We start from the raw sequence: 24,994 nt of genomic DNA, 5'->3' as shown, positions 1-24,994 counted from the left end.
AGGCGATCGCCGAAGCGGCGGTGGCGCATGCGCGCATCGAAATGCGCTGGAATCGCGACGGGCGGAGCGTGATAAGGCCAACACCTCGCAATGCGAGCAATTGCGCACAATGAATAGTGTGCAGAAAGTGAACGGGCCGGTGATCCGGGCCGCCCGTGCCGATGACTATGACGCCATCGCAACCGTCATCGATGACTGGTGGGGGCGCTCGGTGCTATCCCACCTGCCGAGGTTGTTCCTCGATCATTTCCATCGAACCAGCCTGGTCGCCGAGGTTCCGGTGACACGGATGCGGGAACCGACCGATTGGCTGGCCGGATTTCTGATCGGCTTCCTCTCGCCGTCCGAATCCGATGAGGCCTACATCCATTTCGTCGGCGTTGATCCGCAGTCGCGCAAGAGCGGCCTGGCACGCGAACTGTACGAGCGGTTCTTCGCGATCGCCCGGGCGAACGACCGGCACATCGTGAAGGCGATCACCTCGCCCGGCAACGACGCGTCGATCGGCTTTCATCGACACCTCGGATTCACGGTCACCGGCCCGGTGCGCGACTACAACGGACCGGGCCACCACCTGATCACCTTCGAACGCAAGATCTGATCTGCTTCGCGCGCAGCGAGATTCGCCCGTGTTGGTGGGTCCGCAGGGTGCGGCACGGTTTAGCCTTGGACCGTCGAAAGGATTGTCAGCAGATGTCTGGAAACCCGCTTGCCGCCGCTGAACCCTGGGATCTCGTTGCCGACGGATACGCTGAATTCGGCCCGTCGATCATGGCGCCCTTCTCCGCGCACGCACTCGAACTCGCGGGTCTGTCGGCGGATTCGCATGTGGTGGACGTCGCCGCGGGGCCGGGCACACTGAGCCTGCCTGCCGCCGAACGGGTGGCTCGGGTGACTGCCATCGACTTCTCGGAGCCGATGCTCCAGCGACTCGCCGAGGACGCGCGGGCGGCGGGGCTGACCAATATTGAGGTGAGCGTCGGCGATGGACAGGCGCTGCCCTTCGACGATGATCAATTCGACGCGGGCTTCTCGATGTTCGGGCTGATGTTCTTTCCGGATCGGGCCAAGGGTTTCGCCGAATTGTTCCGAGTGCTGCGCCCTGGCGCCATCGCCGTGGTGTCGAGCTGGGCGCCGGTGGCCGAATCGCCACTCATGCGACTGATGTTCGGGGCGTTCGCCGCCGCCGACCCGTCCATCCAGGAGCCCCGGCCCAACTTCCTCAACCTGGAGAATCCGGAGGTCTTCGCCACCGAGATGCAGACCGCGGGCTTCGCCGGGGTGAGCATCCAACGGCATACCAGCGCACTCGTTTTCGCCAGTTCCGACGAGATGTGGGAAACCATGATGCGCAGCAGCGCGCCGCTGGTGCTGATGCGGCGCACCGTCGGCGAGCAGGTGTGGGCCGAACGAGCCGAGATCATGCGTACCTACCTCGCCGAGAACTACCGCCCGAATATGCCCCTGTCCACTACGGCATTCCTCGGCATCGGCCACAAACCGAACCGGTAACCCCCTGCTCAGCCGAGGAATCGGTGAGCGCGGCGACAACTGCCTCGGGCTGCTCTTCGGCAAGGTGGTGACCGCAGTTCGCGATCTCGCGCACCTGGACATCGGTCGCCTCGGCCGGCCGGAGATCTCGCAGCGCCGGGGTGATCTGGACGCGCGGTTTCCCGGGCTGTCGGATCTGGTGCTCACTCGGTCATGACAAACGCCCCGCCATCCAGACGGATGGCGGGGCGTGGTTGCCTTGCGGCGCAGACGGTTAACGGGGGGCCATGCGCAGGGCGCCATCCATGCGGATGGTTTCGCCGTTCAGGTAGTCGTGCTCGACGATGTACTGCGACAGCTGGGCGTACTCGTCGGGGCGGCCGAGGCGGGACGGGAAGGGCACACCGGCCTCGAGGCCCTTGCGGTACTCCTCGGTGACACCGGCGAGCATCGGGGTGTCGATGATGCCGGGGGCGATGGTGTTCACGCGGATGCCGAACTGCGCCAGGTCGCGCGCGGCCGGGACGGTCATGCCGTGGACGCCGCCCTTGGAGGCCGAGTACGCGATCTGGCCGATCTGGCCCTCGAACGCGGCGACCGAGGCGGTGTTGATGATGACGCCGCGCTGGCCGTATTCATCGACGGTGTCGGTCTTGGCGATCGCATCGGCGGCCAGGCGCATGACATTGAAGGTGCCGAGCAGGTTGACGGTGATGACGGTGCGGAACAGCTCCAGATCGTGCGGGCCGTTCTTGGACAGGATGCGTCCGGCCCAGCCGACACCGGCGCAGTTCACCACGATGCGCAGCGGCACACCGGATTCCACGACCTTCGCGACCGCGGCGGAGACCTCGTCGTTGCTGGTGACGTCGGCCGGGATCAGGGTGACGCCGTCGGGCACATTGTCCCCGGCCCGCTCGATGGATTGGGGTACGTCGAGTCCGAAGACGGTTGCGCCGAGATCGGCGAAACGCTTGGCAGTGGCGGCGCCGAGGCCGGATGCGCCTCCGGTGATGATGGCGGCGGAACCCGAAATCTCCACGATGGTCCTCTCGTTCGTGACAGCCAGTTGGCCCTTCGTCAATTTGCACCCTAACGGGTCCTATGTGAGAGCCCGATCACGACTCCCTGACACCCGGAGCCCACCGCGCACAACGTGGTCGAATAGACAGAAAATTATTTGCGAACATATCTGTTCACAGCTGGTATCGTCGCTGGTATGAAGCTGTTTTCCGCCGCGTCCGTGGCCGGGCGCCGGATTCTGATCACTGGAGCGGCGCGCGGTATCGGTGCCGCATTGGCACGCCAGTTGCACGCGAAAGGGGCCAAGGTCGCCCTACTCGGCCTGGAGGCCGACCTGCTCGCCGAGGTGGCGCACGAATGCGGAGACGCACCCTGGCGGTATTGCGATATCGCCGATCACCTGCAGGTCGAGCGGGTGGTGAACACGCTGGTCAGCGAGCTCGGCGGACTGGATGTGGTGGTGGCCAACGCCGGGGTGGCGAAGCAATTGGCACTGCTCGGCGGGGATCCGCAGGTCATGGAGGAAACGCTCGCGGTCAATGTGCTCGGTGTCTACTACACGCTGCGCGCGGCGGGACCGCACATCTGCCATCCGAACGGATACGCACTGGTCGTCTCGTCGCTGGCGGCCGCAGTGAATCTGCCGCTGGTCGGGGCGTACAGCGCGTCGAAGGCCGGTGTGGAGGCGCTCGGCAATACGTTGCGCCATGAGATCAGGCATACCGGGGCCAAGGTCGGGATCGCCTATTTCGCCGAACTCGATACCGATATGACCTCGCGCGGTTTCGGCACCGCCGCCGCGCGGTCCATCCTCGGCCGGTCGACGGTCTCGGGGGTGGCGCCGCTCGGTCCCGCGATCGATGCGGTCGAGCGCGCCATCGCGCGACGCAAGCGTCAGGTCGTTTCGCCGTGGTGGGTGGCGGTGGCGCTGCCGTTCCGGCCGATCGCGCAGCGCGTCATCGATATCTCGCTGCGCCGCGGTGTGGCGCGGGCATTGGAGATCGCGCGTACCGAAGATGCGCCGTACACCACCGACCAACCGGCCCGCCCCCGCAAAATGGACCGACCGGCATAGCCGGACACCGTACGACCGACCATCGGAGCCACCGCATGCCCCAATCCGCCAGCAGCGCCCGTCAACTCCCCCGGGGCAGACACGGCCTGCCGAGGGAGGAGGTGATCGCCTCGCAGCGCGAGCGGATCCTGAGCGCGATGGCCGAGGCCATGGTTGAGAACGGATACGTCGGGACCTCGGTCGCGGCCATCCTGAAGCGGGCCGGGGTGTCGCGGGAGACCTTCTACGAGCAATTCCGTTCCAAGGAGGACTGCTTCGAGGCCGCCTACGAGCGGGCCGTCGAGCTGCTGATCGCCAATATCGCCGATGCCATCAGTGGGCCGGAATCCGATGCCGAGACCGCGGACCCGGCCGATCCGGACCGGTTGGGCCGGATCCTGGAGGCGTATTTCGACGGGCTGATCGCCGAACCCGCATACGCCCGGCTCTATCTCGTCGAGGTATACGCGGTGGGTTCGAAGGCGGTCGCCCGGCGCGCCGAACTGCAGGAATCCTTCGTCACGATGATCGCCGATGTCCTCGACGCCCGCACCGAACAGCAGCACTTCGCCTGCCAGACCCTGGCCGCCGCGGTCAGCGCGATGGTCACCGCACGCATCGCCGTCGATGATCTGGCCGGACTTCGAGCTCTCCGGGAACCGCTGTTGGACCTGCTGCGCCGCAGCGGCGATCTGTACGGCGAAACGATGTCGCACTCCGAGGTGCGTGCCTGAGCGCTCGGCGCGCAGCGCAGCGGCGAGCTGGCGCCGCTGATGGCGCGATCCAAGGTGCGCCGATCGGATGTGCGCCCAGCGCATCACGGTTAGCGGGTTGCTCGACAGCGCGATCCGAGGTGCCTGCCTCAACGGTGCATGCCCAATGCATCGCCCGGGCCACCGAACAGCGCCGCCGCCGATGGCACGCCGCCGATTCACCGAGGTCGCCGCCTGCGATCGGGGACCGCGAGTCGGGGCCCTCGCCCGACACCGACACCGCGACGCCGAGACCAGCAGCGGCAGCCGGACCGCAGTACATCGGCACTTGCGACTCGACGGCTACCGGTGGAGCAAATACGGGTGCGGCACCGTGCGGCCGGGCGGCAGCAGACGGGGACGATCGGTCAGTGCATCTCCTCGGCGGGCTCGGCCGCTGGCCGGTCCGGAACGAGTTCGGTGCGGTGTGCGAGCCGTGCTCGGATCAGCAGGGCAGCGCCTGCGACGGCCGGGGCAAGGATGGCGAATGCGCCGCCGGTGAGCACGCCGATGCCGGGGATCGCCGCGGCGAGCAGGCTCGCGGTACCGAAGTAGAGGAACAGCAGGCCGGAGCCGATGCCGATGACATGTTCCGGAAGGTGTTTGCCGACCAGGATGCCGACGGCGATGGCAAGGGCGTCGGCGACCACCATGCCGATGGTGGAACCGATCCAGACACCGATCCAGCTGTTGTCGGTGGCCAGTGCTGCGGTGGCGAACATGGTTCGGTCGCCGAGTTCGGCGAGCAGGAATGCGGAGAGCACCACGAAGTACGGGGCGGTATTCGTGCGCGGCGGCTTCGGGTCGGCGTCGTGGGCGTCATCGCCGCCGAAATGCTCGCGCAGGGTCCACAGGCCGACGGCCAGGAAGGTGATGGCGGCCACCAGTGCGATGGCGCGGGTCGGCAATGCGGCACCGAGGAAATAGCCGACGCCGACGGAGATCAGATGCACCGTCGCGGTCGCGGTCGCGATGGCGCCGAGCACCACCCACCAGCGGTAGCGCAGCGCGAACGTCAACGCCATGAGCTGGGACTTATCACCCAACTCGGCGAGAAAGACTATTCCGACGCTCAGCAGGATCGTGGTGATCATGTGGTGTGTACTCCCGGGTCTCCGGCCTGTCGGCCAGGAGATCGGGTACGCCTCCGGCCGACAACGAAATGGTTGTCTCGGCCGAAGGTCTCGCCCACCGAATCTACGCCGGTTCACGCTGCCGGATCCGCACCCTTGTGAGGTGACGGACCAGTATGTCGACAGCGCAATTGCGGGCTACTCCCCTTCGCTGGCACCGACTCTACCCCCGCGACCGCCATCGCGGCAAACCGTTGTAATCGAAATCGCAATGCGCACAATAAGTTTGGCGCTCCAATGGTTGAGTTTCGGGTGCCCTTACAGATACGGCAGGAGGTGCTGATCCGAAACTGAGCTAGCCCTTGGCAATCGCATCGGCACTGCCACGCCAGCCGAAGTTGCCGCATAAGCAAATGGCCGCCTCACACAAGGTGTGAGGCGGCCAGTGCGGCAGCGATGAAACTACTCAGAGCGTGCGGGTGAGCCGCTCGGTGAGGATCTGCGCGAATCGAGCCGGATCCTTCAGCTCCCCGCCCTCGGCCAGAACCGCTGTGCCATAGAGCAATTCGGCGGTTTCGGTGAGTTCGGGGACCTTACCCGCGTCGGCGTCCTGCTTGCGCGTGTCGTAGGCGTCGCGCAGACCGGTGACCAGCGGATGAGTCGGGTTGAGCTCGAGGATCCGCTTGGTCTCGGGCACCAGCTGCCCGGACGCGCGGTACATGCGCTCCAGCATCGGGGTGAAGTCGAAGACATCACCGACGAGGCAGGCGGGCGAGGTGGTGAGCCGGTTGGTCAGGCGCACCTCCTTGACAGTGTCCAGCGTCTTGCCGAGCCAGGTGAGCACCTCGGCGAAGTCCTTGTCCTGCTGTTCGCGCAGCGACTCGGTGGCCTTCTTCTCCTCCTCGGTCTCCAGATCGACCTCGCCCTTGGCGATGGACTGGAACGGCTTGCCGTCGAATTCGGTCACCGAGCCGACCCACATCTCGTCGACCGGATCGGTCAGAATCAGCACCTCGCGACCCTTGGCCTTGAAAGCCTCCATATGCGGGGAGCTTTCGATCTGCTGACGGGTCTCGCCGGTCATGTAGTAGATGGCGTCCTGGCCGTCCTTCATGCGCTCGACGTACTGCGCGAGCGTCGTCAACTCCTCGTCGGAATTGGTCGAGGCGAACGACGAAACCTGCAGCAGCGTCTCGCGATTGTCGAAGTCCGAGAGCAGCCCCTCCTTGAGGACGCGGCCGAACTCCTTCCAGAACGTCTGGTACTTCTCCTGATCCTCGGCACCCTGCAGATCCTTGACCGTGGACAGCACCTTCTTCACCAGACGCTTGCGGATCATCTGGATCTGTCGGTCCTGCTGCAGGATTTCCCGGGACACATTGAGTGACAGGTCCTGCGCATCCACCACACCCTTGATGAAGCGCAGATACTCCGGCATCAGCTCCTCGCAGTTGTCCATGATGAACACCCGCTTGACGTAGAGCTGCACACCGCGCTTGTGCTCGCGGGTGAACAGATCGAACGGTGCGTGCGACGGAATGAACAGCAGCGCCTGATATTCGAAGGTGCCCTCGGCCTTCATCGGGATGATCTCCAGCGGATCGTCCCAGCCGTGGCTGACGTGCTTGTAGAACTCCTTGTACTCCTCGTCGCTGACCTCGCTCTTGGGGCGGGTCCACAGCGCCTTCATGGAGTTGAGGGTCTGCTCCTCGAGAATCGTCTTCTCGGTCTTGTCCTCGCCCTCACCCTCGGTGACGGTCCGCTCCACCTGCATGCGGATCGGCCAGGCGATGAAGTCGGAGTACTTCTTGACGATTTCGCGGAGCTTCCACTCCAGCGTGTAGTCGAAGAGGTGATCTTCCTCGTCGGCAGGCTCGAGGTGCAGCGATACCGAGGTGCCCTGCGGACCGTCGTCGACGGTTTCGATGGTGTAGGTCGACTGGCCCTCGGACTCCCAGCGGGTGCCCTCGGTCTCGCCCGCCTTGCGGGTGGTCAAGGTGACCTTGTCGGCGACCATGAAGGTCGAGTAGAAGCCGATGCCGAACTGGCCGATCAGCTCCTCGGCGGCCGCCTCGGACTTGGCCTCGTTCAGCTTTTTGCGCAGCTCGGCGGTACCGGATTTGGCCAGTGTGCCGATGAGATCGACCACCTCGGCACGGGACATGCCGATGCCGTTATCCCGGACCGTCAGGATCCGGTTGTCCTTGTCGACCTCCAGCTCGATGTGCAGATCGGAGGTGTCGACGTGCAGATCCTTATCGCGGAAGGACTCCAGCCGCAGCTTGTCCAGCGCGTCGGAGGAGTTCGAGATGAGCTCCCGCAGGAACGTGTCCTTATTGGAGTAGACCGAATGGATCATCAGCTCGAGCAGCTGATGGGTTTCTGCCTGAAACTCGAGTTGTTCGACGTGCTCAGTCACGTCGCGATAGTACGACTTTTGAAATCGGCCAGGCCAGGAACCTCGCGATCGGCGCTGTGCGGCCCCGGCCGGCGCGGCTTCATCCATTCGCGCAGCACCATGGTGGCGCGGACATCGTCCTCGTTGTATTCGAGCAGCCGGGTGCGCTGACTCAGGTCGGGTTCGCCCTCGTAGCCGACGGCCAGCCGATACCAGCTCATCGACGCCTCGCCGCCCGCCTCGGGATCGCGCCAGGAGAATCCGGCCACCGGCGCGATCTTCTTGAGCCCTTTGCCATTCGGGCAGATGAACTGGTCGGTGACGGCCTGGAACATATCCACCCACTGCGGTCCGTCGACGAACGCGCGCACCTGGTCAACCGTCGGCACCCCCGGCCGACCAGCGAACCGGCGCGCCGATTCGTAGAGCCATTTGTCCTCGGCGGTGCGCGAATAGCAGTAGGCGGCAAAGGTTTTCCCGGCCGCAATGGCCTCGGCGCGCACGGTCATCAGCCAGGTCCAGAATTCGCCGAAGGACCGCCCCTCGTCCTCGGTCGGCAGCGGATCCCAGGTGACGAACGGGCGGTACACGCCGTCGAGCAGCGTGCCCCACAGGTAGGCGCCGTACTCCTGGAAGCTCTCCAGATCGACGTCCACCTCGACATCGGCTCGGCGCACCCAGACCCGCTCGGCCCGGCGCACCAGCGGCGCACCAGCGAGCCAGGCCCGCGCGGTGACGACCGCCTCGTCGAACGGGCCGTGCTGCCAGTCGTCCGGATCGTCACCGACCCAGGCGGCCAGATCGTCGATGGTTTCGACCCCGTGCCCGCGCAGCACATCGGCGCGCGAGCCGGGCGCGACCAGGCTGACGTCCCGGTGTTCGGTCAGCCAGCCCTCGCAGCTGCGCCCAGCGACCTGCGCCTCATCAGCGGGCGCCCCGCGCGTCCACCACGGGCATTGGCGGCATTCGGGCACCTTGGAGGGAACGGTCGGCAATTCCCCGCGCACCACCGCGATGCGATCGGCGTAGCGCCGGTCGTAATCGTCGAGCAGCGCGCCGAGATCGTGCACCAGGATGCGGTCGAAGTGGTAGCCGATCACGCCGCCGACCAGTGCCGGGCTGGCCAGACCGTGCCGCTGCAGCATGCGGTACAGATGCACGAGGCGCTGTTGGTCGCGGGGCTGCTGGCGCAGTTTGCGACTGGGATCCGGTTGCGGATCCCAGTGATACGGATCCGAGGTGGTCGGGTGGAAGTCGGCCGGTTCGGGCTGACGCGGGTCGGTCACCTTGTGGTTGACCACGATCACCGGGATATAGCCGCCGCGATCGAGATCGCGCAGCAGGATCTCCGAACCGCCCCGGCGCCCGGTATCCGGTTCCTGCGGCAGCAATCCGCCCCAGATGTGTTGTACGCCTTCGGCACACGCGCGCATGGTGGCCGCGGCCCGCGCGCCCGCGCGCAGTGTCGGATCGATCACCACCCAGTTGTCCGGATCGGCGGCGATCAGCGCCTCGCGGACCCGCGTGCGGTGCGCCGTCGCGGCCTCGCGGCGCTGGCGGACCCCGGGATCCTCGCTCACCTCGGTCAGCAGTTCGGGGTGGGCCGCGTTCAAATGCAGTCGGTGACGGCAGCCGATCAATGCCCTGGCATCGACAAATGCGGTCGGCACCGCGGGTGTCGGCACCGCACTCACCTCGGCCTGCCGCTCGTCGGCTCCGCCTTCGTGATTGCGACCGTCGCGGTCACCGATGCCCGAATACACATACGCAGTATGGTCCAGACCCCTGACAACTCCGCGAGCCGCATGACATGACGGTGCGCAGACGGCTTCTCTGGTAGACAAGCATCGACCGACAAACGATTCGACGCCGACTCGATCACGCTCGGAGCCAGTCCTACGAGCGAGGAGTTCGCGGCCCGTCTCGGGTCCGAGTCGTCGAAGCGCATGCGACCGAGTCGCGAGTCTCGACGGCTCGGACCCGAAACATATGGGGGCCGCGAACACGCCGTGCCGTAGGCCCGGCAAAATGACACAGTGAACCAGCATGACGGAGGGCCTTCGATGGGTTTGTTCACGAAGCGCAAGCGGCGGCCGAGCCGCAGGGCAGAGGCGAAAGCCCTCAAGCACAAGGCCGCCATGGAGGCAAGACTCGGCGCCAGGAACGACCGCAAGGCCCGGCGCGCGGAGGCGCGCACCCAGAGCAAGGTCGCCAAGGCCCAGATCGCCACCCTGCAGGCGGAGGAGAAGGCCGCACTCAAGGTGGCGGCCAAGGCCGAACGGGATCCGTTCAGTGCGAGCCAGGTCCGCAAATACCTCGGTGTCGCCCGGGTGCTCGTGCCCGTACTCGCGCCGCTGGCCTACCGCGCCGCAACCTTCATCCGCGGCCAGATCGATACCCGGCGGGCGCATCAGCTCGGCATCGGCGTCGAACAGCTCGGTGATTTCAGCGGCCACGGCGGTCGCCTGCAGGCCAGGATCACCAATACCGAAGCCGCTCTTGACAAGATCGGCGCACAGTCCGGCGACAAGGCGAACAAGGGCGAGACCCAGAAGTTCGTCGCGGCCACCCAGGACCGGCTCGGCAATCTGACCGCCGCGATTCAAACCGCCGAGCAGATGCCCGCGCCGCGCCGCCGCGCCGTGCACGCGTCGATCTCGAACGAGCTGTCCGGTATCGAGGCCGACGTGCTGGCGCGCCTCGGCGTCAGCTGAGCCAGCGATGCGTCCCGGTCCGTCCACCGGCAGCCTGCGCGGCTGCCTGGTCGGCGGCACGGTCGGGGCGCTCGCCATCGCGGCACACGGTGTCGCGGGCGGCGGATTTCCGGATTCGGCCGAGGTGGCACTGCTGCTGGTTGTTTCGGCGCTGACGGGCTGGGCTGCGGCCCACGGTGCGAGGTCATTGCGGCGCGACAGCGGTGCAGCTGCGGCCCCTGGCGCGGTACTCGGTCCGTTCGTGGTCGGCCAGCTCGCCGGACATGGGGTGTTATCCGGACTGATCGACCACTCCCATACCCACGATCCGAGCTCGACCGATCTCGCTCGGTCCTATCTGCCCACCGGCTGGATGCTGGTGGCGCACCTGATCGCGACACTCGGCTGTGTCGCGCTGATCCTGTTGGCCGAGCGCCTCTATGCCTTGGCATCCAGTGTCATTCGCGCGGTGTCGACCGCCGGATCACCGCCCGAGATCACCGGCCCGATCCGCTGGCCGAATCCCGGTCTCGGGCACTACAGCTTTCCGTCGAAGGGCGCGATCGGTCCGCGCGCGCCACCGGTGTCGGCCTGACCCGCCACACCCAAACCCCTTCGGACAGAAAGCACTTCACCCATGCGCACACAGATCTCGCGCGCCTGCACGGTCGCAACCGCCGCCGGCCTGGTTCTCCTCGCGGGCGGTACCGCCTCCGCACACGTCACCGCCGACGCACCGGGCGCCACCCAGGGCCAGTATTCGGTGGTCACCTTCAAGGTCCCGACCGAATCGGAGACCGCGAACACCACCGCGCTGACCGTCACCCTGCCCAACCTCAAGAGCGCACGCACCGAACCCATCCCCGGCTGGTCTTCCAAGGTCAGCCGCAATGACAAGGCCGAGGCCACCTCGGTCACCTGGACCGCCGATCCCGGCGCCCCCGGCGTCGGCCCCGGTCAGTTCCAGCGCTTCGTACTCTCGGTCGGCCCGCTGCCGTCCCAGGACACGCTCAGCTTCCCGGCCACCCAGACCTACAGCGACGGCAAGGTCGTGAAATGGGATCAGCCGATGGGCGCCGACGGCTCCGAACCCGAGCACCCGGCGCCGACGCTCACCCTCGCCGCAGCCAAGGGCGGCGAGGGCCACGATGGCCACCACGTCGACAGCGAAGCCGCCACCGAGAAGTCGAACGACTCCGACAACACCGCGCGCTGGCTGGGCGGCATCGGCCTCGCCCTCGGCCTGCTCGGTGTCGCGCTCGGTCTCGGCAATGTGATTCGCGGACGCCGGGCATGAGCGGCATCGCGACCAAGGCCAGGCGCCGTCTGATCGCCGGATTCGTCGCCGGTCTGCTCCTCGTGGGCGCTGGCGCGCTCGCCGCCGGAACGGCCGCGGCGCATTCGTCCCCGGTCAGCAGCGTGCCCGCCGATGGGGCGAGTGTCGAAACCGGTCCGGAGCGGGTGAGCATCACGTTCAACGAACCGCTGCAGACGAGCTTTCCGGCACTGACCGTGGTCGGCCCGGACGGCAACCTGTGGTCCAAGGGCGACCCGACGGTGGATGGCCCCACCGTCAGCGTCGCGGTCGGCGAACTCGGCCCGACCGGCGTCTACAAGATCGGCTACCGGGTCACCTCGGCCGACGGACATCCGGTCAAGGGCGAGCTGACCTTCACCCTCACCAAGGCGGGCAATGGCACGCCGGGCCCGAAGGCCAATAGCCAGAACGGTTCCGGCGATAAGGGCGACTCCGACGGAATTCCGTTGTGGGTCTTCATTGTCGGCGCTGTCATCCTGTTCGGCGGTGGTCTCGCGTTCGCCCTGTTCGGCGGTAGGGGCCGGAAACCGCAGCGGTGAGAAGAGCAGACGGGTGAACAAGGCACAGGGCACGACCGGCGGGCACGCGCAAGCGTTGCTGCTGGTCGTCCCGGCCGGGATACTCGGGGTGGCACTCGCCCTGATCCTGGCCACCCCGGCTCCCGCCCAAAGCGCGGGCATCGTCCGGGTGCTCGCGGATTGTGCCGGTGCGACCGTGCTCGGGCTGGCCGCGCTACCCAGGCTGCACGATCGGCTGCGGCCGCCGTGGCGAATGCTCGCGATACTGGCCGGGATCTGGTGTGTCACCGAATTCGCGGTGCTGGTCTTCGAGGCGGCCGCGGTCGTCGGCGTGCCGGTCGGCAAGCTCACTGCCGCCCAGTTCGGCAACTTCCTGGTCGAGATCAGCGGCGGTCAGGTCGGCATCGCGGTGCTGATCGGCAGCGGTGCGGTCGCCTGCTACGCGGCGCTGGCGTTCCGACGACCCGAGACCGCATCGGCCGATCTGGTGCTGGTGTTCGCCGCGGTGGCGCTGGCGCTGCGGCCGATCACCGGGCATATGTCGCAGCAACCCTTCGGTTCGGTGCTCGCCGCGGTGCATGCGCTGGCCGCGGCGGCCTGGTTCGGGCTGCTGGTCGCGCTCGCGCTGGTGGTGCGCACCCGCGGTGAGTGGGCGGTGACGCTGCCCCGGTATTCGGCGGTGGCATTGCCGCTGGTCGGCATCGTCGCGGTGACCGGCATTGTGAACGGACTCGTGCGCGTCGGCGGGATCACCCCGTTCGTGACGACCGGCTATGGCCGCATTCTGCTCGCGAAAACCCTTGTGCTGGTCGGTTTGCTGGTGCTGGGCTGGTGGTGGCGGCGCACCTGGGTGCCGCTCGCGACCAACCATCGGATGCTGGCCGAATCCTCGCTGCGGCGGGCGGTCATCGAGGTTGCGGTGATGTCGGTGGCATTCGGTCTGGCGGCGACGCTGGCGGTCACCGCCTAACGCTTGCAAATGCAAGCACGTGCTGCCGCACAGATAGCAACCCGTTACAGTTGGGCCATGACCGAAGTGAAGATCGTCGAGGACTGTGTGGCGTCGGCCGAAACCGCATTCGCGTATGTCAACGACTACCGGAATCTGTCGCGTTTCATCACCGAGGTCCACGACTTCACCCCGCGCACCGAGCAGGTGGAGGGCGTCGGCGCGACCTTCGACGGCATCATCAAACTCGGTCCCGCCTCGCTGCATTCGCGGCTCGAGGTGGTGCGCTGGGAGGAGAATTTCGCGATCGCGGTGAAGTCGATCAAGGGCTTCGAGATCGAGTCGACCTTCCTGTTCCACGACAAGGGCCCCGATCTGTGCACCGTCGACGCGATCGTCGACTATCGGGTGCCCGGCGGTATCGCCGGAAAGGTGCTCGGCAAGACCATCGAGCCGTTCGTGAAGATCGCGGTCAAGCACTCCACGCACAACCTGACCACCCAGATCGCCGAATTCCACACCAGCAGCCAGGGCTGACCGACCGCCGCAAGCATTTGCCGGGGGTCGAGACGGCGGGTGGGCGAACTTGTCCGGGTGAACCCGGGCGGAGGATGCTTAGCACCATGGCGGAACGCACGACACCGACGCTGCCACAGCGCATCGGCTATATCTGCGGGCGCACGCTGCCGGAGTCGATGTCGGCATGGGTGCTCGAGGATCTGACCGGACCAGGCGCGGCGCGACGCTATCTCATGCGGTTCCTCATTCCGATGATCCCGGTACTGAGCCTGTTCCTGCTGGTACCGGGGCCGCTGTGGATGGGCTTCGCGATGATGGCGCTGCTGTACCTGCCGCTGATCTATTTCACCGCGGCATTGATGTACGTCTATCGCAGGTCGCGTCTGGTCAAGCATGGCCTCGATCCGGCGCTGGCCGATTTCGCTTCCCGCAAGCGCGCGGAATCCGAGCGTCTGGCCTACGAACGCCGTCATGGTCGCGCCTGATTTCACCTTTGCCGGATATTCGCCGAACCGTGGTCACTTTCGCTGACCTGCCATCAATCTGTAGCGGTGGCGCTTATCACAGGCATAGCCTTGGCATATGAACCGCCCCACATCCGGGCATATGAAACGCCCCACACTAGGCCAGCGGATCGCCTACGATCTCGGCCGCGAGCTCCCCGAGGAGCTGCACGAGTGGGTTATCCACGACCTCGTCGGGCACGGGGCCATGGAACGCTATCTCGTTCGCTTCCTCGTACCGTTCATCCCGTTCTTCGCGCTGTGGATGCTGTTCCCCGGCCCGATGGGGTTGAAGATCGGCATGATCGTCATGATGATCGTGCCGCTCATCGTGTTCACGGTGTCGCTCAGTTACGTCTGGCGTCGGTTCCGGCTGAGCCAGCACGGCATCGACCAAGAGTGGATCAACCACAACAAGATGCGCGAAACCGAGCGGATCAAGTACCAGATGCACTACGGGCACCGCTAGCGACTGCTTGCGGGACGCTCGAAAGGGTCAGCCAGCAGCCGCCCGGGCAGACCGAATGGTCCGTTCGGAGTCGACTGCGGCCCGAACTCTAAGCTGACACCCGTGACCGAATCGCAGAACATCGTTTCCACCGCGGATCTCGCCGACGAGATCGGTCCGGAAATCCGCAGCTGCGACACGCAGTTCATCCAGTTCGGCGGGCGCGCGGCGTTCTCCGGGCGCATCACCACCATCAGCTGCTTCCAGGACAACCTGCTGGTCAAGCAAACGTTGAGTGAACCAGGCAATGGCGGCGTGCTCGTGGTGGACGGCGGCGCGAGCGTGCACACCGCGCTGGTCGGCGACATCATCGCCGGACGCGGGGTCGCCAACGGCTGGTCCGGTGTCATCGTCAACGGCGCGGTGCGCGATTCGGCGATTCTGCGCACGCTCGATATCGGCATCAAGGCACTGGGCACCAACCCGCGCAAGAGCACCCAGGTCGGCTCCGGCGACCGCGATATCCCGATCGAATTCGGCAGCGTCACTTTCATACCCGGAGATATGCTCTATAGCGACCACGACGGCATCGTGGTCCGCGCCGAGGGCTGACCTAGATCGCCGCGACCCTGGCCTTGTGACCGGCGATGGCCACAATGTCGCCGACATGCAGCTGCCGTCCGCGACGTAGTTCCACCTCCTCGTTCACCCGGACCAGCCCCGCGGCTATCACGGTCTTGGCCTCCGATCCGGAATCGATCAGATTGGCCAGCTTGAGGAACTGGCCGAGTCGAATGACGTCGTCATCGATCGGCACATCGACTGCTTCGGACATGGAATACATCCTTACTCCGTGCGGGTGTCCGGCGAAACGCCAACCCCCGCCCCGACGAAGGACACGCATGAATGAAACGCCGATAACCGACATGCCCAGGTCTTCGAGCACCACTACTGCGGCACCGTACACACTGGTCCTGTGACAACCACGCACGCCGGGCAGCGCATCGACACCGAACCCCCCTCGGGCAGACCGGCACCACCGGTTCCGCATCGCGGACATGGACGGCTGCGCGAGGTCCCGCATATCGCGGGTCTGATGCTCGGTGTGTTCGCCGTGCTCTGCTTCCTGTGGAGCCTCTCGCCCGGACTGCGCTACCTGACGCATGTGCCGCGTCGCTATATCGACCTGTACTACTTCGACGCACCGGACACCAGCCTCGTGTGGGCGCTGGTGGTCGGCCTGCTCGCGGGGGCGACGGCCAGCCGCAAGCGGATCGCCTGGTGGTTGCTGCTCGGCTATATCGCTCTCTACGCCCTGGCGAACGTGTTGGAGTTCGCCGACGAGCGCAATACGAACTCGCTGGTGGCCGCGGTGGTGCAGATCGCCGCGATCGGCGTGCTGCTCGCGTCCTGGCGCGAGTTCTATACCAAGGTGCGTCGCGGTGCGGGCTGGAAGGCGCTCGGCGTGCTGGCCGGTGGCCTCGCGGTCGGCTGTCTGCTCGGCTGGGGTCTGGTCGAGCTGTTCCCCGGCTCGCTGCCGCAGGGCGTGCAGCGGCCGCTGTGGTCGGTCTATCGGGTGACCGCCGCGGTGCTGGTGGACAACGAACACTTCGACGGGCACCCGCGTCCGTTCGTCAACTTCCTGCTCGGCCTCTTCGGCGCCATCGCCCTGTTGGCCGCGGTGGTCATCCTGCTGCGCTCGCAACGGGCGGGCAATGCGATGACCGGCACCGACGAATCGGCGATCCGCGGGCTGCTGGAGCGCTCCGATGTCGAGGATTCGCTGGGCTACTTCGCGACTCGGCGCGATAAGGCGGTGGTGTTCGCACCCAGCGGTAAGGCGGCGCTCACCTACCGTGTCGAACTCGGAGTCTGCCTTGCCAGCGGTGATCCGATCGGCATCCGCGAGGCTTGGCCGCAGGCGATCGACGCCTGGCTGCAGCTGGCCGACCAGTTCGGCTGGGCGCCCGCGGTAATGGGCGCGAGCGAACTCGGTGCGACGGCGTACCGGCGCGCCGGACTCTCGGCGCTGCGCCTCGGTGATGAGGCCATTCTCGACACCAGAACCTTCTCGCTGGCCGGTCCGGAGATGAAGCAGGTCCGTCAGGCCGGGAACCGATTGCGCAAGCACGGGATCACCGTTCGGATCCGCCGCCATCGCGATATCCCGGCCGAGGAATTCCGGCAGGTGATCGCGCGCGCGGACGCGTGGCGCGATACCGAAACCGAGCGCGGCTTCTCCATGGCGTTGGGGCGGCTGGGCGATCCACTCGACGGCGACTGCCTATTGGCGGAGGCGGTCAACCCTCAGGGGCGCGTCCTCGGCATGTTGTCGCTGGTCCCGTGGGGTCGCACGGGTGCCTCGCTCGAGCTGATGCGCCGCGATCCGCACGGCCCCAATGGCGTGATGGAGCTGATGATCTCCCAGCTCGCGCTGACCTCCGAGCAGCATGGCATCACCAAGGTTTCGCTGAACTTCGCCGTGTTCCGCTCGGTCTTCGAGGAGGGCGGGCGCATCGGCGCGGGTCCGGTGCTGCGCCTGTGGCGCGGTGTGCTGCTGTTCTTTTCGCGCTGGTGGCAGCTGGAGGCGCTGTATCGGTCGAATGTGAAGTATCAGCCGCACTGGGTGCCCCGGTTCTTCCTGTTCGAGGAGCGCAGGCAACTACCCCGGGTCGCCATGGCCAGTGCGCTCGCCGAGGGTTTCCTGCCGCGTTTCGGCAAGGAACCCGAAACCATCACCCATACCGGTCTGCACAGCGCGGTGCCCGTGAGCATTGCCGGACTACACGCCGATGGCAGTCCGCCGGATCTGCCGGATACCGTTGGTGTGGAACAGCTGCCACGCCGCCCGGAGCAGGTGCGGGTGCGCATGGACAAGCTGGACCGGCTCGCGGCCGCGGGTGTCGACGCCTATCCGGTCGCCTATCCCCCGACGCATGCCGTTGCGGCGGCACGCCGTTCACCGCGCGGCACCACGGTCCGGGTCTGCGGTCGGCTCCTGCGCATCCGCGACTACGGCGGCGTGATCTTCGCGGTACTGCGGGACTGGACCGACGATATCCAGCTGGTCATCGATCGCGATCGGGTCGGTGCCGAGCGCAGCGCCGAATTCGGCGAATTCTTCGATCTCGGTGACCTCATCGAGGTCAGCGGCCAGATCGGCCACAGTCGCCGCGGCGAACTCTCGCTGCTCGCCGCGGACTGGCGGATGATCGGCAAATGCCTGCACCCATTGCCGGACAAGTGGAAGGGCCTGTCCGATCCCGAGGCCAGGGTGCGCCAGCGCTACGTCGATATGGCGATCAATCCCGAGGTTCGCGAAGTGCTGACCAAACGCACCGCCGTGGTGCGCTCGCTGCGAGATTCGTTGAATACCTGGGGATATCTCGAGGTGGAGACCCCGATCCTGCAGAAGGTGCACGGCGGCGCCAACGCGACCCCGTTCCAGACCCATATCAACGCCTACGATCTGGATCTGTATCTGCGCATCGCACCCGAGCTGTACCTCAAGCGACTGTGTGTCGGCGGCATGGAGAAGGTCTTCGAGATCGGCCGCAACTTCCGCAACGAGGGTGTGGACTTCAGCCACAATCCGGAGTTCACCAGCCTCGAAGCCTATGAGGCGCATGCCGATTACGAGCGCATGATGCACCTGGCCCGCCAGCTCATTCAGAACGCCGCGCTGGCGGCCAATGGTGCGATGGTGGCACTGCGCCCCAATTCGGACGGATCCTTCGAACAGGTGGACATCTCCGGCGAGTGGCCGGTGAAGACCGTACACGGCGCGGTATCCGAGGTGCTCGGCACCGATATCACGGCGCAGACCACGCTCGAGGAGTTGCGCGAACTCTGCGATAAGGCACATGTGTCCTATCAGCACGGCTGGGACGCCGGACAGGTCGTGCTGGAAATGTACGAGCATCTGGTCGAATCCCAAACGCAGGAGCCGACTTTCTACATCGACTTCCCCACCTCGGTTTCCCCGCTGACCCGGGCGCACCGCAGCATCGCGGGGGTGACCGAGCGCTGGGATCTGGTTGCCTGGGGCGTCGAATTGGGTACGGCCTACAGCGAACTCACCGATCCGATCGAACAGCGGCGTAGGCTCACCGAACAATCGATGCTGGCGGCCAATGGCGATCCGGAGGCGATGGAGCTCGACGAGGACTTCCTGCAGGCGCTCGAACATGCGATGCCACCGACCGGCGGACTGGGCATGGGCGTGGACCGCATCGTCATGCTGATCACCGGCCGCAGCATTCGCGAGACGCTGCCGTTCCCATTGGTTAAGCCGCGCTGAGGATTTCATCGGTGCGGATCGCCAGCGCCGAGGATCTCATTATGAAAGATTGCAGCATGGAAAAGTTTCCTTTGCCGTAATCGCCAGCTAACCTTGGTGATTCGGCCCCGGGAGGAGGCCGATACCTTCAACCATGGGGATGGATATGTACGTTGACCTGCTGACCAATACCGCTCTACTGGACCCGCAGGTGTGGGCGAGCGCGGACACCTGGACCAACTCGGACACCATGGCTTCGGCGGTCGAGTTCGCCGCCAAGAAAAAGAAGAAGAGCAGTAGCGCGCTGATCATCGGCGGCATCTGCTGCCTGGTCGTCATCGGCCTGATCGTCGGCGGCATCTACCTGCTGACCCAGCGCAAGAAGCAGCAGTAGGCGAAACCATACGAAACGGCCCGGCTCGCATTCGCGAGCTGGGCCGTTTCGGTATCTGCGGCCGACGCTAGATGGCGGTGCGTTCGGACGCGACTTCGGCCTCGAGCAGCAGTTCGTCGTCGAGGTCATCCTGCGGCCCGTGCGACTGCGCCGGTACCGACTTCAGCACGACCACCGCCGCCACCAACGCGGCCACCACCAGTGCCGCGCCGATCCAGAACGCCAAGTGGAATCCGCTGGTGAGCGCCTCATTCGGCACCACACCGTCCGTCAGCAGATGCTCGGTCCTGCTCGCCGACAGCGTGGCGAGCACCGCCAGGCCGAGCGCACCACCGACCTGCATGGTGGTATTGGCCAGACCCGAGGCCAGACCGGCCTCCTGCGGCTCGACACCCGACATCGCCAGGTTCATCAGCGACGGGAACGCCAGACCGGCCCCGGTGCCGAACAGCACCATCGGTCCGAAGATGTTGAGCCAGTAGTTGCCGTCCACCGGCGCCTGGGTCAGCCAGAGCAGCGCGATGAGGATCAGCGTCAGACCCGGAATCAGCACCTTGCGGGCACCGAAGCGCATGACCAGATGTTCGGAGTAGCGCACCGAGAGCAGACCCATGATCGCCGCGACCGGGAAGAAGGCCGTGCCGAGCTGGATCGGCGAGTAGCCGAGGACCTGCTTCAAGTACAGCGAGCCCATGAAGAACATGCCGAACATGCCCGCAACGGTCAGCACCTGGATCGCGTTGGCGCCGGACAGATTCCGCGAGCGGAAGATCTTCAGCGGCATCAGCGGGGTGGTCGCCGTCGCCTCCCTGGCGATGAATCCGGCCAGCAGTACCAGCGCGGCCGCACCGAGTCCCAGCGTGACCGGATCGGTCCAGCCGAATTCGGCCGCTGGCTTGACGATCGTGTAGACGCCGAGCATCAGCGCCGCCGTGATCAGCACCGCGCCGGGCACATCCGCGCCGTTCTTCAGTCCGGCGCCCTTGTCCTTGTCCAGGATCTTCAGCGCACCGAGGCCGACCGCAATGCCGATCGGCACATTGACCAGGAAGATCAGCCGCCAGTCCAGCGCGGTCAGAAAACCGCCGAGCAGCAGACCGATGGCACCACCGGCCGAGGCGACGAATGCGTAGCGGCCGATCGCCTTGGCCTGCTCCCGCGGATCCGGGAACATCGCGAAGATCATGCCGAGGATGACCGCCGAGGTCATGGCGCCGCCGATGCCCTGCAGGAATCGGGCCGCGATGAGGGTCACCTCGTTCACGGCCGCACCGCACAGCGCCGAGGCCAGGGTGAACACCACCAGGCCGGACAGGAACATGGTGCGGCGGCCGATGAGGTCACCGAGACGACCGGCCAGCATGAGCAGGCCGCCGAAGGAGATCAGATATCCGTTCACCACCCAGGCCAGACCCGAGGCGGTGAAGCCGAGATCGGTCTGGATATCCGCGAGCGCGACATTCACGATCGTCGCGTCGAGCACGATCATCAACATGCCGCCACACAGCACGTAGAGGGCGAGCCAGCGCTTGCTGTCCGGACCGGAGTCGGCGTCCCCCGCCTGTCTATGTCGTTCTTTTGCTTCCGTCACCACATACGCCTTCCAGCCGAAGATCGTTACCGTGGCACGCTATCAGCGGCTAGTCCTAAAAGACAACTAATCAATTCAGTTGAAGTACCAGCTGATATGATGTAGTTCATGACTGTTGCCCCGGAGCATCGCGCGAAGCGCAGCTACCACGACGCCTGCGGTGCCGCCCGCGCACTCGACCTGGTCGGCGAGCGATGGACGCTACTGGTGGTGCGCGAACTACTCCTGGGCCCCAAGCGCTTCACCGATCTGCGCGCCGGACTGCCCGGCATCAGCCCAAATGTGCTCTCGCAGCGGCTCGAAGAACTCGTCCAGATCGGCGTCGTGCACAAGCGCAAGCTGCCACCACCGGTCAGCGCCGCCGTCTACGACCTCACCGATTGGGGTCGCGAACTCGATGAGGTGATCGTCGCGCTCAATCGCTGGGGCGCCCGCACCCCCAACATCTACAACTGCTCCGATATGTCGACCGATTCACTGGTGGTCACCCTGCGCACCTTCTTCCAACCCGAGCAGGCCGCGGGTGTACACGCCGACTACAACCTGTACTTCACCGGATCCGATTCCGGCACTGATGAATTCCACGCGGCGGTCTCCGACGGTGCTTTCACCATCAGCCGCGGCGCCACCGGCACCGGCACCACCGCCATCCACACCACCGTCCCGGCCTTCATCGCCATCACCTTCCACGGCCGCCCACTCGCCGATACTTTGACGACCGGCGAAACCAAGATCAGCGGGGCACCGGACGCCTTGGCCCAATTCGTGAGCTTCTTCGAACTCCCCCCGGAGTGCAAGGGGACCCCGACGGCCTGACCGCTGGGAACCGATCGAGAAAGGTGGTTAAGGTCGATCGATGTCGGTGAGATCGACATCGATGTCGAACGGCACGCTCAGCCGCAGTCGCTCGTGATGAATTCCGGTGAGCGTGTATGCCTTTGTGGCGGGGTCGAGTTCATAGACGTAGACGACCGGTCGCCCGTCGACGTTCTCGACGCGCCAGAAGTGCGTGATGCCAGCCCGTGCATACAGTTGGGGTTGCGTTCTCGATCGCGAGTACGCGAGTCGGCGGACACAACTTCCACTGCCAGAACGACATCATCGGCCTGATAGGTCGTCAGTTCAAGGCCACCATCGCGATCGGCATGAACGGCAACGATGTCCGGCTCCGGACGCTGATCACGTCCCAGAGTGACTGTCATTCCCCGCCGAACCCGCAAATGTGTGGGCGCTAGCTGACGCAGGGCGTTTTCCAGCAATGTGATGACCAGCATGTGAATCTCAGCCTGCGGGCTCCGGAAGACAAGGCTCCCGTCGATCAACTCGCTATGCGGCGGCAGGTCGATCAGACGGTCCAGATCCTCGGCGACAAAACCACCCTGCGGCGGGCGCAGCCACTGTGGAAACGGTTCGACGGTCACGGCTGTGAGTTTGTCACCAGTGCCGCCACAATGCGGCACTTCAGCCCTGGCAGGGTCGGCCGGCGGGCGCCTCGGTGAGCCACAGTGTGTTCGGCGCTGATTCCCCCGAGATGCGGGTGCGGGGCTTCAATACGGCAGAGTGGGCGGGGTGCAGTTGATTCTGGTTCGTCATGCTCAGCCGGTGCGGTTGTCGAATACGGTCGGGCCCGCTGATCCCGGGTTGGCGCCAGTGGGCGTCGAGCAGGCAGAGCGGGTGCCCGCGGCGCTGGGTCAGCACCGGATCAGTCGGATCGTGAGCAGTCCGCAGCGGCGGGCGCGCGAGACGGCGGAGCCGACGGCGGCCAAGCTCGGGCTCGCGGTAGACGTGCTCGACGACTTGGCGGAATACGATCGGGACCTGCCCGCCTACATTCCGATCGAGGACGCCAAGGTCGAATTCCAGGCAGTCTACGAACGGATCAAATCCGGGCATCTGCCCGAGCAGATCGACGGACCGGCGTTCATCACCCGGGTGCGCGACGCGGTCACCTCGATCGCCGCGCATACCGATCCCGCCGATACGGTGGCCGTCTTTGCACACGGCGGGGTGATCAATGTGATCCTGCAGGATGTGCTCGGCCTGGCACGGCCGCTGACCTTCCCGATCGACTACTGCTCGATCACCCGAATCCTGTTCTCCCGCAGTGGCCGCCGCACCGCGGCCACCATCAATGAAAACGGTCACGTCTGGGATCTGTTGCCGCGCAACCTCTCACAGCAATCCTGACGGTTGTTCACAGACTCGGGTGTTCACAGCCGACTGCCAGGCACGTCGCATCCGAATCCCAGTCATGCGGCCTTGTATGGGACCGGTGAGCCGACGTAGCGACCACTGCCGGGTCGCTCGGAACAACCAGCGACTCACAGTCCGAGGAAAGGAATCCGTTTTGCTTCCCAAGACATCGACCTCCTTCAGGCGTGGCTTCGCTCGCGTTGCGATCGCAGGCGCCCTGGCCGCGATTCCACTCAGTGCGCTCGGGGTCACCGCATCCGCGGCCACGGCCGATTCGTCCGTGCCAGCGGTTCAGGACGTATCGGACCAGATTCCGTTGCAGGGCACCGATATCGACGGTCCGCATCGAGGTGACTGGGACGGACCAGGCGATTGGGACGGCCGCGCTCACCACCACCATCACCGTGGCCCCGACGATCAGCACGATGGCCCGTGGCAGCCCTGGCAGTCGCCCGCCCTGCCACCGACCGGCTCGGCTGGCTGACCAGCCGCAGGTCGTCCGACAAAGGCGCAGGCCACCCCCTCCATTCGGAAGGGGTGGCCCACGTTTTTGTCCGGGAACTACCGCCTAAATCAGGCCATGCCCGCAATCCAGTTGTGCATCCAGGAGATCGCGGTCTGCCCGCCGCCCACCGGGTAGCTGCCGTAGAGCGTATGCGCCTGCGACTTGTAGAACCGCTCCAGATCCTTGGCCCGCTGCTGGTTCGCGGACTCGGTCAGCTGCCCTTGCAGCGCCGGGATGCCACCGCTCGACATCAGGTCGTTCATAATGGCGCCCGCCTCGAGCTGGTAGCGCCAGATGTTCGACGGGTTCGCCTCCGAGGACTGCGCGAGAAATCCGGCGAACCGGGTCACGAAATCGTCGGTGGCGGTGGCGCAGTAGAGATCGTCGACCGCGCAGATGGTGCGGGTGCGATCGCTGAGCCAGCCGAAGCCGCCGACCCGAGGGCCACCGGCGCCCGCGCCCTGCGCAATCGGACCGACCTGAATGTCGGTGGGCGAACGGCGCGGATCGGAGATCAGGCCGACGCCCGCGATCCGGTCCGCCGGAATGGGACTCAGGCCGGTGCCGATCTCTGCCGCGAGATCACCTGCGGCATCGGCACCCTGGCTGTAGCCGACCAGCGCGATCTTGGTACCGCCGCAGCGCTGCGCCATCCCGGTCGCCAGATCGCGGGCCCGGTCGGTCGCTTCCTTCTTCGACGCACCGTAAACATCGCCCTCCCAGGGGAATGCGGTCGCGGCGTAGGTCACGTAGTCGACATCCACCGACCCGGGCATACCGTTGGTGACGCCAGCCAACATGCCGGGCTGCGGCGTCTTATCCTTTCCGGTCTCCCAGGTGCCGGGAACCGCCACCACATAGAGGCTCGGGCAGCCCGGGTCGGCTGTTACCGAACCGCTACCAAGGACCAGGCCGGATGCAACGGCCGCGCACGCACCGAGTGCCGCGGCAACTTTCTTCAACTGCATATTGCTCCAGTTCAAAAGCATTGCCCCGCATGGAGCAAGCCCCGACAATTGTTCGCCAACGTGCTGACCTCGGCAGATGTCGGTCCAGTGCACGTCGGGTGAACGCGATTCACCGACTGATATGACGTGCACGGTGCGACCACATCCCAAGATCACGCACCACGCCGAAGATCACAATAAGGCAACATCGCACCCCACGCCATTCGAACCCGCCGCCGTGTCCGATTCCCGTCACCGGCAACAAGACTCGGCGCATGCGAAAGGGCGCCTGTGGACTCGCTTGGACCAGCGGCCCGCAAACCGCCAGTAAGATTATTACTATAGC

At 65.8% G+C, this 24,994-nt stretch carries 27 protein-coding genes; 19 read left to right on the top strand and 8 right to left on the bottom strand.

The window, feature by feature from the left end:
• Positions 1-118 precede the first annotated feature (118 nt).
• The 3 genes from ABZW16_RS25980 (at position 119) to ABZW16_RS25970 (ending at position 1,708) form a co-directional block, all read left to right on the top strand.
• Positions 119-601, top strand: coding sequence for a GNAT family N-acetyltransferase (locus tag ABZW16_RS25980; RefSeq protein WP_354958649.1), 483 nt, complete (start codon positions 119-121; stop codon positions 599-601).
• 92 nt (positions 602-693) lie between these two features.
• Complete coding sequence (locus ABZW16_RS25975; RefSeq protein ID WP_354958648.1) at positions 694-1,512, top strand: class I SAM-dependent methyltransferase; 819 nt, start codon at positions 694-696, stop codon at positions 1,510-1,512.
• Positions 1,513-1,579: 67 nt separating this feature from the next.
• Positions 1,580-1,708, top strand: a complete 129-nt coding sequence (locus ABZW16_RS25970) for a hypothetical protein (RefSeq protein WP_354958647.1) — start codon at positions 1,580-1,582, stop codon at positions 1,706-1,708.
• Between the two features lie 57 nt (positions 1,709-1,765).
• Here the strand turns inward: ABZW16_RS25970 and ABZW16_RS25965 are convergent, their stop codons facing one another.
• Positions 1,766-2,533: an SDR family NAD(P)-dependent oxidoreductase gene (locus ABZW16_RS25965; RefSeq protein WP_354958646.1), complete on the bottom strand. Its 768-nt coding sequence runs from the start codon at positions 2,531-2,533 to the stop codon at positions 1,766-1,768.
• Positions 2,534-2,710: 177 nt separating this feature from the next.
• Between ABZW16_RS25965 and ABZW16_RS25960 the strand changes: the two genes are divergently transcribed.
• Positions 2,711-3,589: an SDR family NAD(P)-dependent oxidoreductase gene (locus tag ABZW16_RS25960; protein ID WP_354958645.1), complete on the top strand. Its 879-nt coding sequence runs from the start codon at positions 2,711-2,713 to the stop codon at positions 3,587-3,589.
• Between the two features lie 35 nt (positions 3,590-3,624).
• Positions 3,625-4,302: a TetR/AcrR family transcriptional regulator gene (locus tag ABZW16_RS25955; RefSeq protein WP_354958644.1), complete on the top strand. Its 678-nt coding sequence runs from the start codon at positions 3,625-3,627 to the stop codon at positions 4,300-4,302.
• A gap of 386 nt (positions 4,303-4,688) precedes the next feature.
• Here the strand turns inward: ABZW16_RS25955 and ABZW16_RS25950 are convergent, their stop codons facing one another.
• The 3 genes from ABZW16_RS25950 to ABZW16_RS25940 form a co-directional block, all read right to left on the bottom strand.
• A complete protein-coding gene (locus ABZW16_RS25950) occupies positions 4,689-5,414 on the bottom strand; it encodes a TMEM165/GDT1 family protein (RefSeq protein ID WP_354958643.1) in 726 nt (241 codons plus the stop codon).
• A gap of 445 nt (positions 5,415-5,859) precedes the next feature.
• Entirely contained in the window at positions 5,860-7,812 is a 1,953-nt protein-coding gene (gene htpG, locus ABZW16_RS25945; protein WP_354958642.1) for a molecular chaperone HtpG, read from the bottom strand.
• Positions 7,809-9,485, bottom strand: coding sequence for a TM0106 family RecB-like putative nuclease (locus tag ABZW16_RS25940; protein WP_354958665.1), 1,677 nt, complete (start codon positions 9,483-9,485; stop codon positions 7,809-7,811). The genes htpG and ABZW16_RS25940 overlap by 4 nt, the downstream gene beginning before the upstream one ends.
• 369 nt (positions 9,486-9,854) lie before the next feature.
• Between ABZW16_RS25940 and ABZW16_RS25935 the strand changes: the two genes are divergently transcribed.
• The 9 genes from ABZW16_RS25935 (at position 9,855) to rraA (ending at position 15,351) form a co-directional block, all read left to right on the top strand.
• The gene (locus ABZW16_RS25935; RefSeq protein ID WP_354958641.1) at positions 9,855-10,505 is read left to right on the top strand and encodes a DUF6474 family protein; all 651 of its coding nucleotides are present in this window, start codon (positions 9,855-9,857) and stop codon (positions 10,503-10,505) included.
• A gap of 7 nt (positions 10,506-10,512) precedes the next feature.
• Entirely contained in the window at positions 10,513-11,079 is a 567-nt protein-coding gene (locus ABZW16_RS25930) for a hypothetical protein (RefSeq protein WP_354958639.1), read from the top strand.
• 42 nt (positions 11,080-11,121) lie between these two features.
• On the top strand, positions 11,122-11,781 hold the full coding sequence (locus tag ABZW16_RS25925) for a YcnI family protein (protein WP_354958638.1): 660 nt from the start codon (positions 11,122-11,124) through the stop codon (positions 11,779-11,781).
• Positions 11,778-12,341, top strand: coding sequence for a copper resistance CopC family protein (locus ABZW16_RS25920; protein WP_354958637.1), 564 nt, complete (start codon positions 11,778-11,780; stop codon positions 12,339-12,341). The genes ABZW16_RS25925 and ABZW16_RS25920 overlap by 4 nt, the downstream gene beginning before the upstream one ends.
• A 13-nt stretch (positions 12,342-12,354) precedes the next feature.
• Entirely contained in the window at positions 12,355-13,290 is a 936-nt protein-coding gene (locus tag ABZW16_RS25915) for a CopD family protein (protein ID WP_354958636.1), read from the top strand.
• A 57-nt stretch (positions 13,291-13,347) separates the two neighbouring features.
• Positions 13,348-13,806: an SRPBCC family protein gene (locus tag ABZW16_RS25910; protein WP_354958635.1), complete on the top strand. Its 459-nt coding sequence runs from the start codon at positions 13,348-13,350 to the stop codon at positions 13,804-13,806.
• Between the two features lie 86 nt (positions 13,807-13,892).
• The gene (locus ABZW16_RS25905) at positions 13,893-14,273 is read left to right on the top strand and encodes a DUF5313 family protein (RefSeq protein ID WP_354958634.1); all 381 of its coding nucleotides are present in this window, start codon (positions 13,893-13,895) and stop codon (positions 14,271-14,273) included.
• A gap of 97 nt (positions 14,274-14,370) precedes the next feature.
• Positions 14,371-14,760 carry a DUF5313 family protein gene (locus tag ABZW16_RS25900; protein WP_354958633.1) on the top strand — a complete coding sequence of 130 codons (390 nt, stop codon included), beginning with the start codon at positions 14,371-14,373 and terminating at the stop codon, positions 14,758-14,760.
• Positions 14,761-14,862: 102 nt separating this feature from the next.
• Entirely contained in the window at positions 14,863-15,351 is a 489-nt protein-coding gene (gene rraA / locus ABZW16_RS25895; protein ID WP_354958632.1) for a ribonuclease E activity regulator RraA, read from the top strand.
• Between the two features lies 1 nt (position 15,352).
• Here rraA and ABZW16_RS25890 read toward each other — a convergent pair whose 3' ends face one another.
• Entirely contained in the window at positions 15,353-15,574 is a 222-nt protein-coding gene (locus ABZW16_RS25890; RefSeq protein ID WP_354958631.1) for an RNA-binding S4 domain-containing protein, read from the bottom strand.
• 141 nt (positions 15,575-15,715) lie between these two features.
• Between ABZW16_RS25890 and lysX the strand changes: the two genes are divergently transcribed.
• Entirely contained in the window at positions 15,716-19,039 is a 3,324-nt protein-coding gene (gene lysX, locus ABZW16_RS25885; protein ID WP_354958630.1) for a bifunctional lysylphosphatidylglycerol synthetase/lysine--tRNA ligase LysX, read from the top strand.
• Between the two features lie 139 nt (positions 19,040-19,178).
• Complete coding sequence (locus ABZW16_RS25880; protein ID WP_354958629.1) at positions 19,179-19,412, top strand: hypothetical protein; 234 nt, start codon at positions 19,179-19,181, stop codon at positions 19,410-19,412.
• A 67-nt stretch (positions 19,413-19,479) separates the two neighbouring features.
• Here the strand turns inward: ABZW16_RS25880 and ABZW16_RS25875 are convergent, their stop codons facing one another.
• Positions 19,480-21,003, bottom strand: a complete 1,524-nt coding sequence (locus ABZW16_RS25875; RefSeq protein WP_354958628.1) for an MFS transporter — start codon at positions 21,001-21,003, stop codon at positions 19,480-19,482.
• Between the two features lie 108 nt (positions 21,004-21,111).
• On the opposite strand from ABZW16_RS25875, the gene ABZW16_RS25870 reads away from it, so the two are divergent.
• A complete protein-coding gene (locus ABZW16_RS25870; protein ID WP_354958627.1) occupies positions 21,112-21,819 on the top strand; it encodes a helix-turn-helix domain-containing protein in 708 nt (235 codons plus the stop codon).
• A gap of 77 nt (positions 21,820-21,896) precedes the next feature.
• Here ABZW16_RS25870 and ABZW16_RS25865 read toward each other — a convergent pair whose 3' ends face one another.
• On the bottom strand, positions 21,897-22,424 hold the full coding sequence (locus tag ABZW16_RS25865; protein ID WP_354958626.1) for a Uma2 family endonuclease: 528 nt from the start codon (positions 22,422-22,424) through the stop codon (positions 21,897-21,899).
• Between the two features lie 148 nt (positions 22,425-22,572).
• On the opposite strand from ABZW16_RS25865, the gene ABZW16_RS25860 reads away from it, so the two are divergent.
• Both ABZW16_RS25860 and ABZW16_RS25855 read left to right on the top strand, forming a co-directional pair.
• On the top strand, positions 22,573-23,190 hold the full coding sequence (locus tag ABZW16_RS25860) for a histidine phosphatase family protein (protein WP_354958624.1): 618 nt from the start codon (positions 22,573-22,575) through the stop codon (positions 23,188-23,190).
• A gap of 160 nt (positions 23,191-23,350) precedes the next feature.
• Positions 23,351-23,680: a hypothetical protein gene (locus ABZW16_RS25855; RefSeq protein WP_354958622.1), complete on the top strand. Its 330-nt coding sequence runs from the start codon at positions 23,351-23,353 to the stop codon at positions 23,678-23,680.
• A gap of 89 nt (positions 23,681-23,769) precedes the next feature.
• Here the strand turns inward: ABZW16_RS25855 and ABZW16_RS25850 are convergent, their stop codons facing one another.
• Positions 23,770-24,669 (bottom strand): cutinase family protein, encoded by a 900-nt coding sequence (locus ABZW16_RS25850; RefSeq protein WP_354958620.1) that lies wholly within the window; start codon positions 24,667-24,669, stop codon positions 23,770-23,772.
• Positions 24,670-24,994: the final 325 nt, after the last annotated feature.

It is taken from the genome of Nocardia sp. NPDC004604 (assembly GCF_040609795.1).
In the GTDB taxonomy this organism is placed as follows: domain Bacteria; phylum Actinomycetota; class Actinomycetes; order Mycobacteriales; family Mycobacteriaceae; genus Nocardia.
This window is presented reverse-complemented; position numbering and strand designations above follow the sequence as displayed.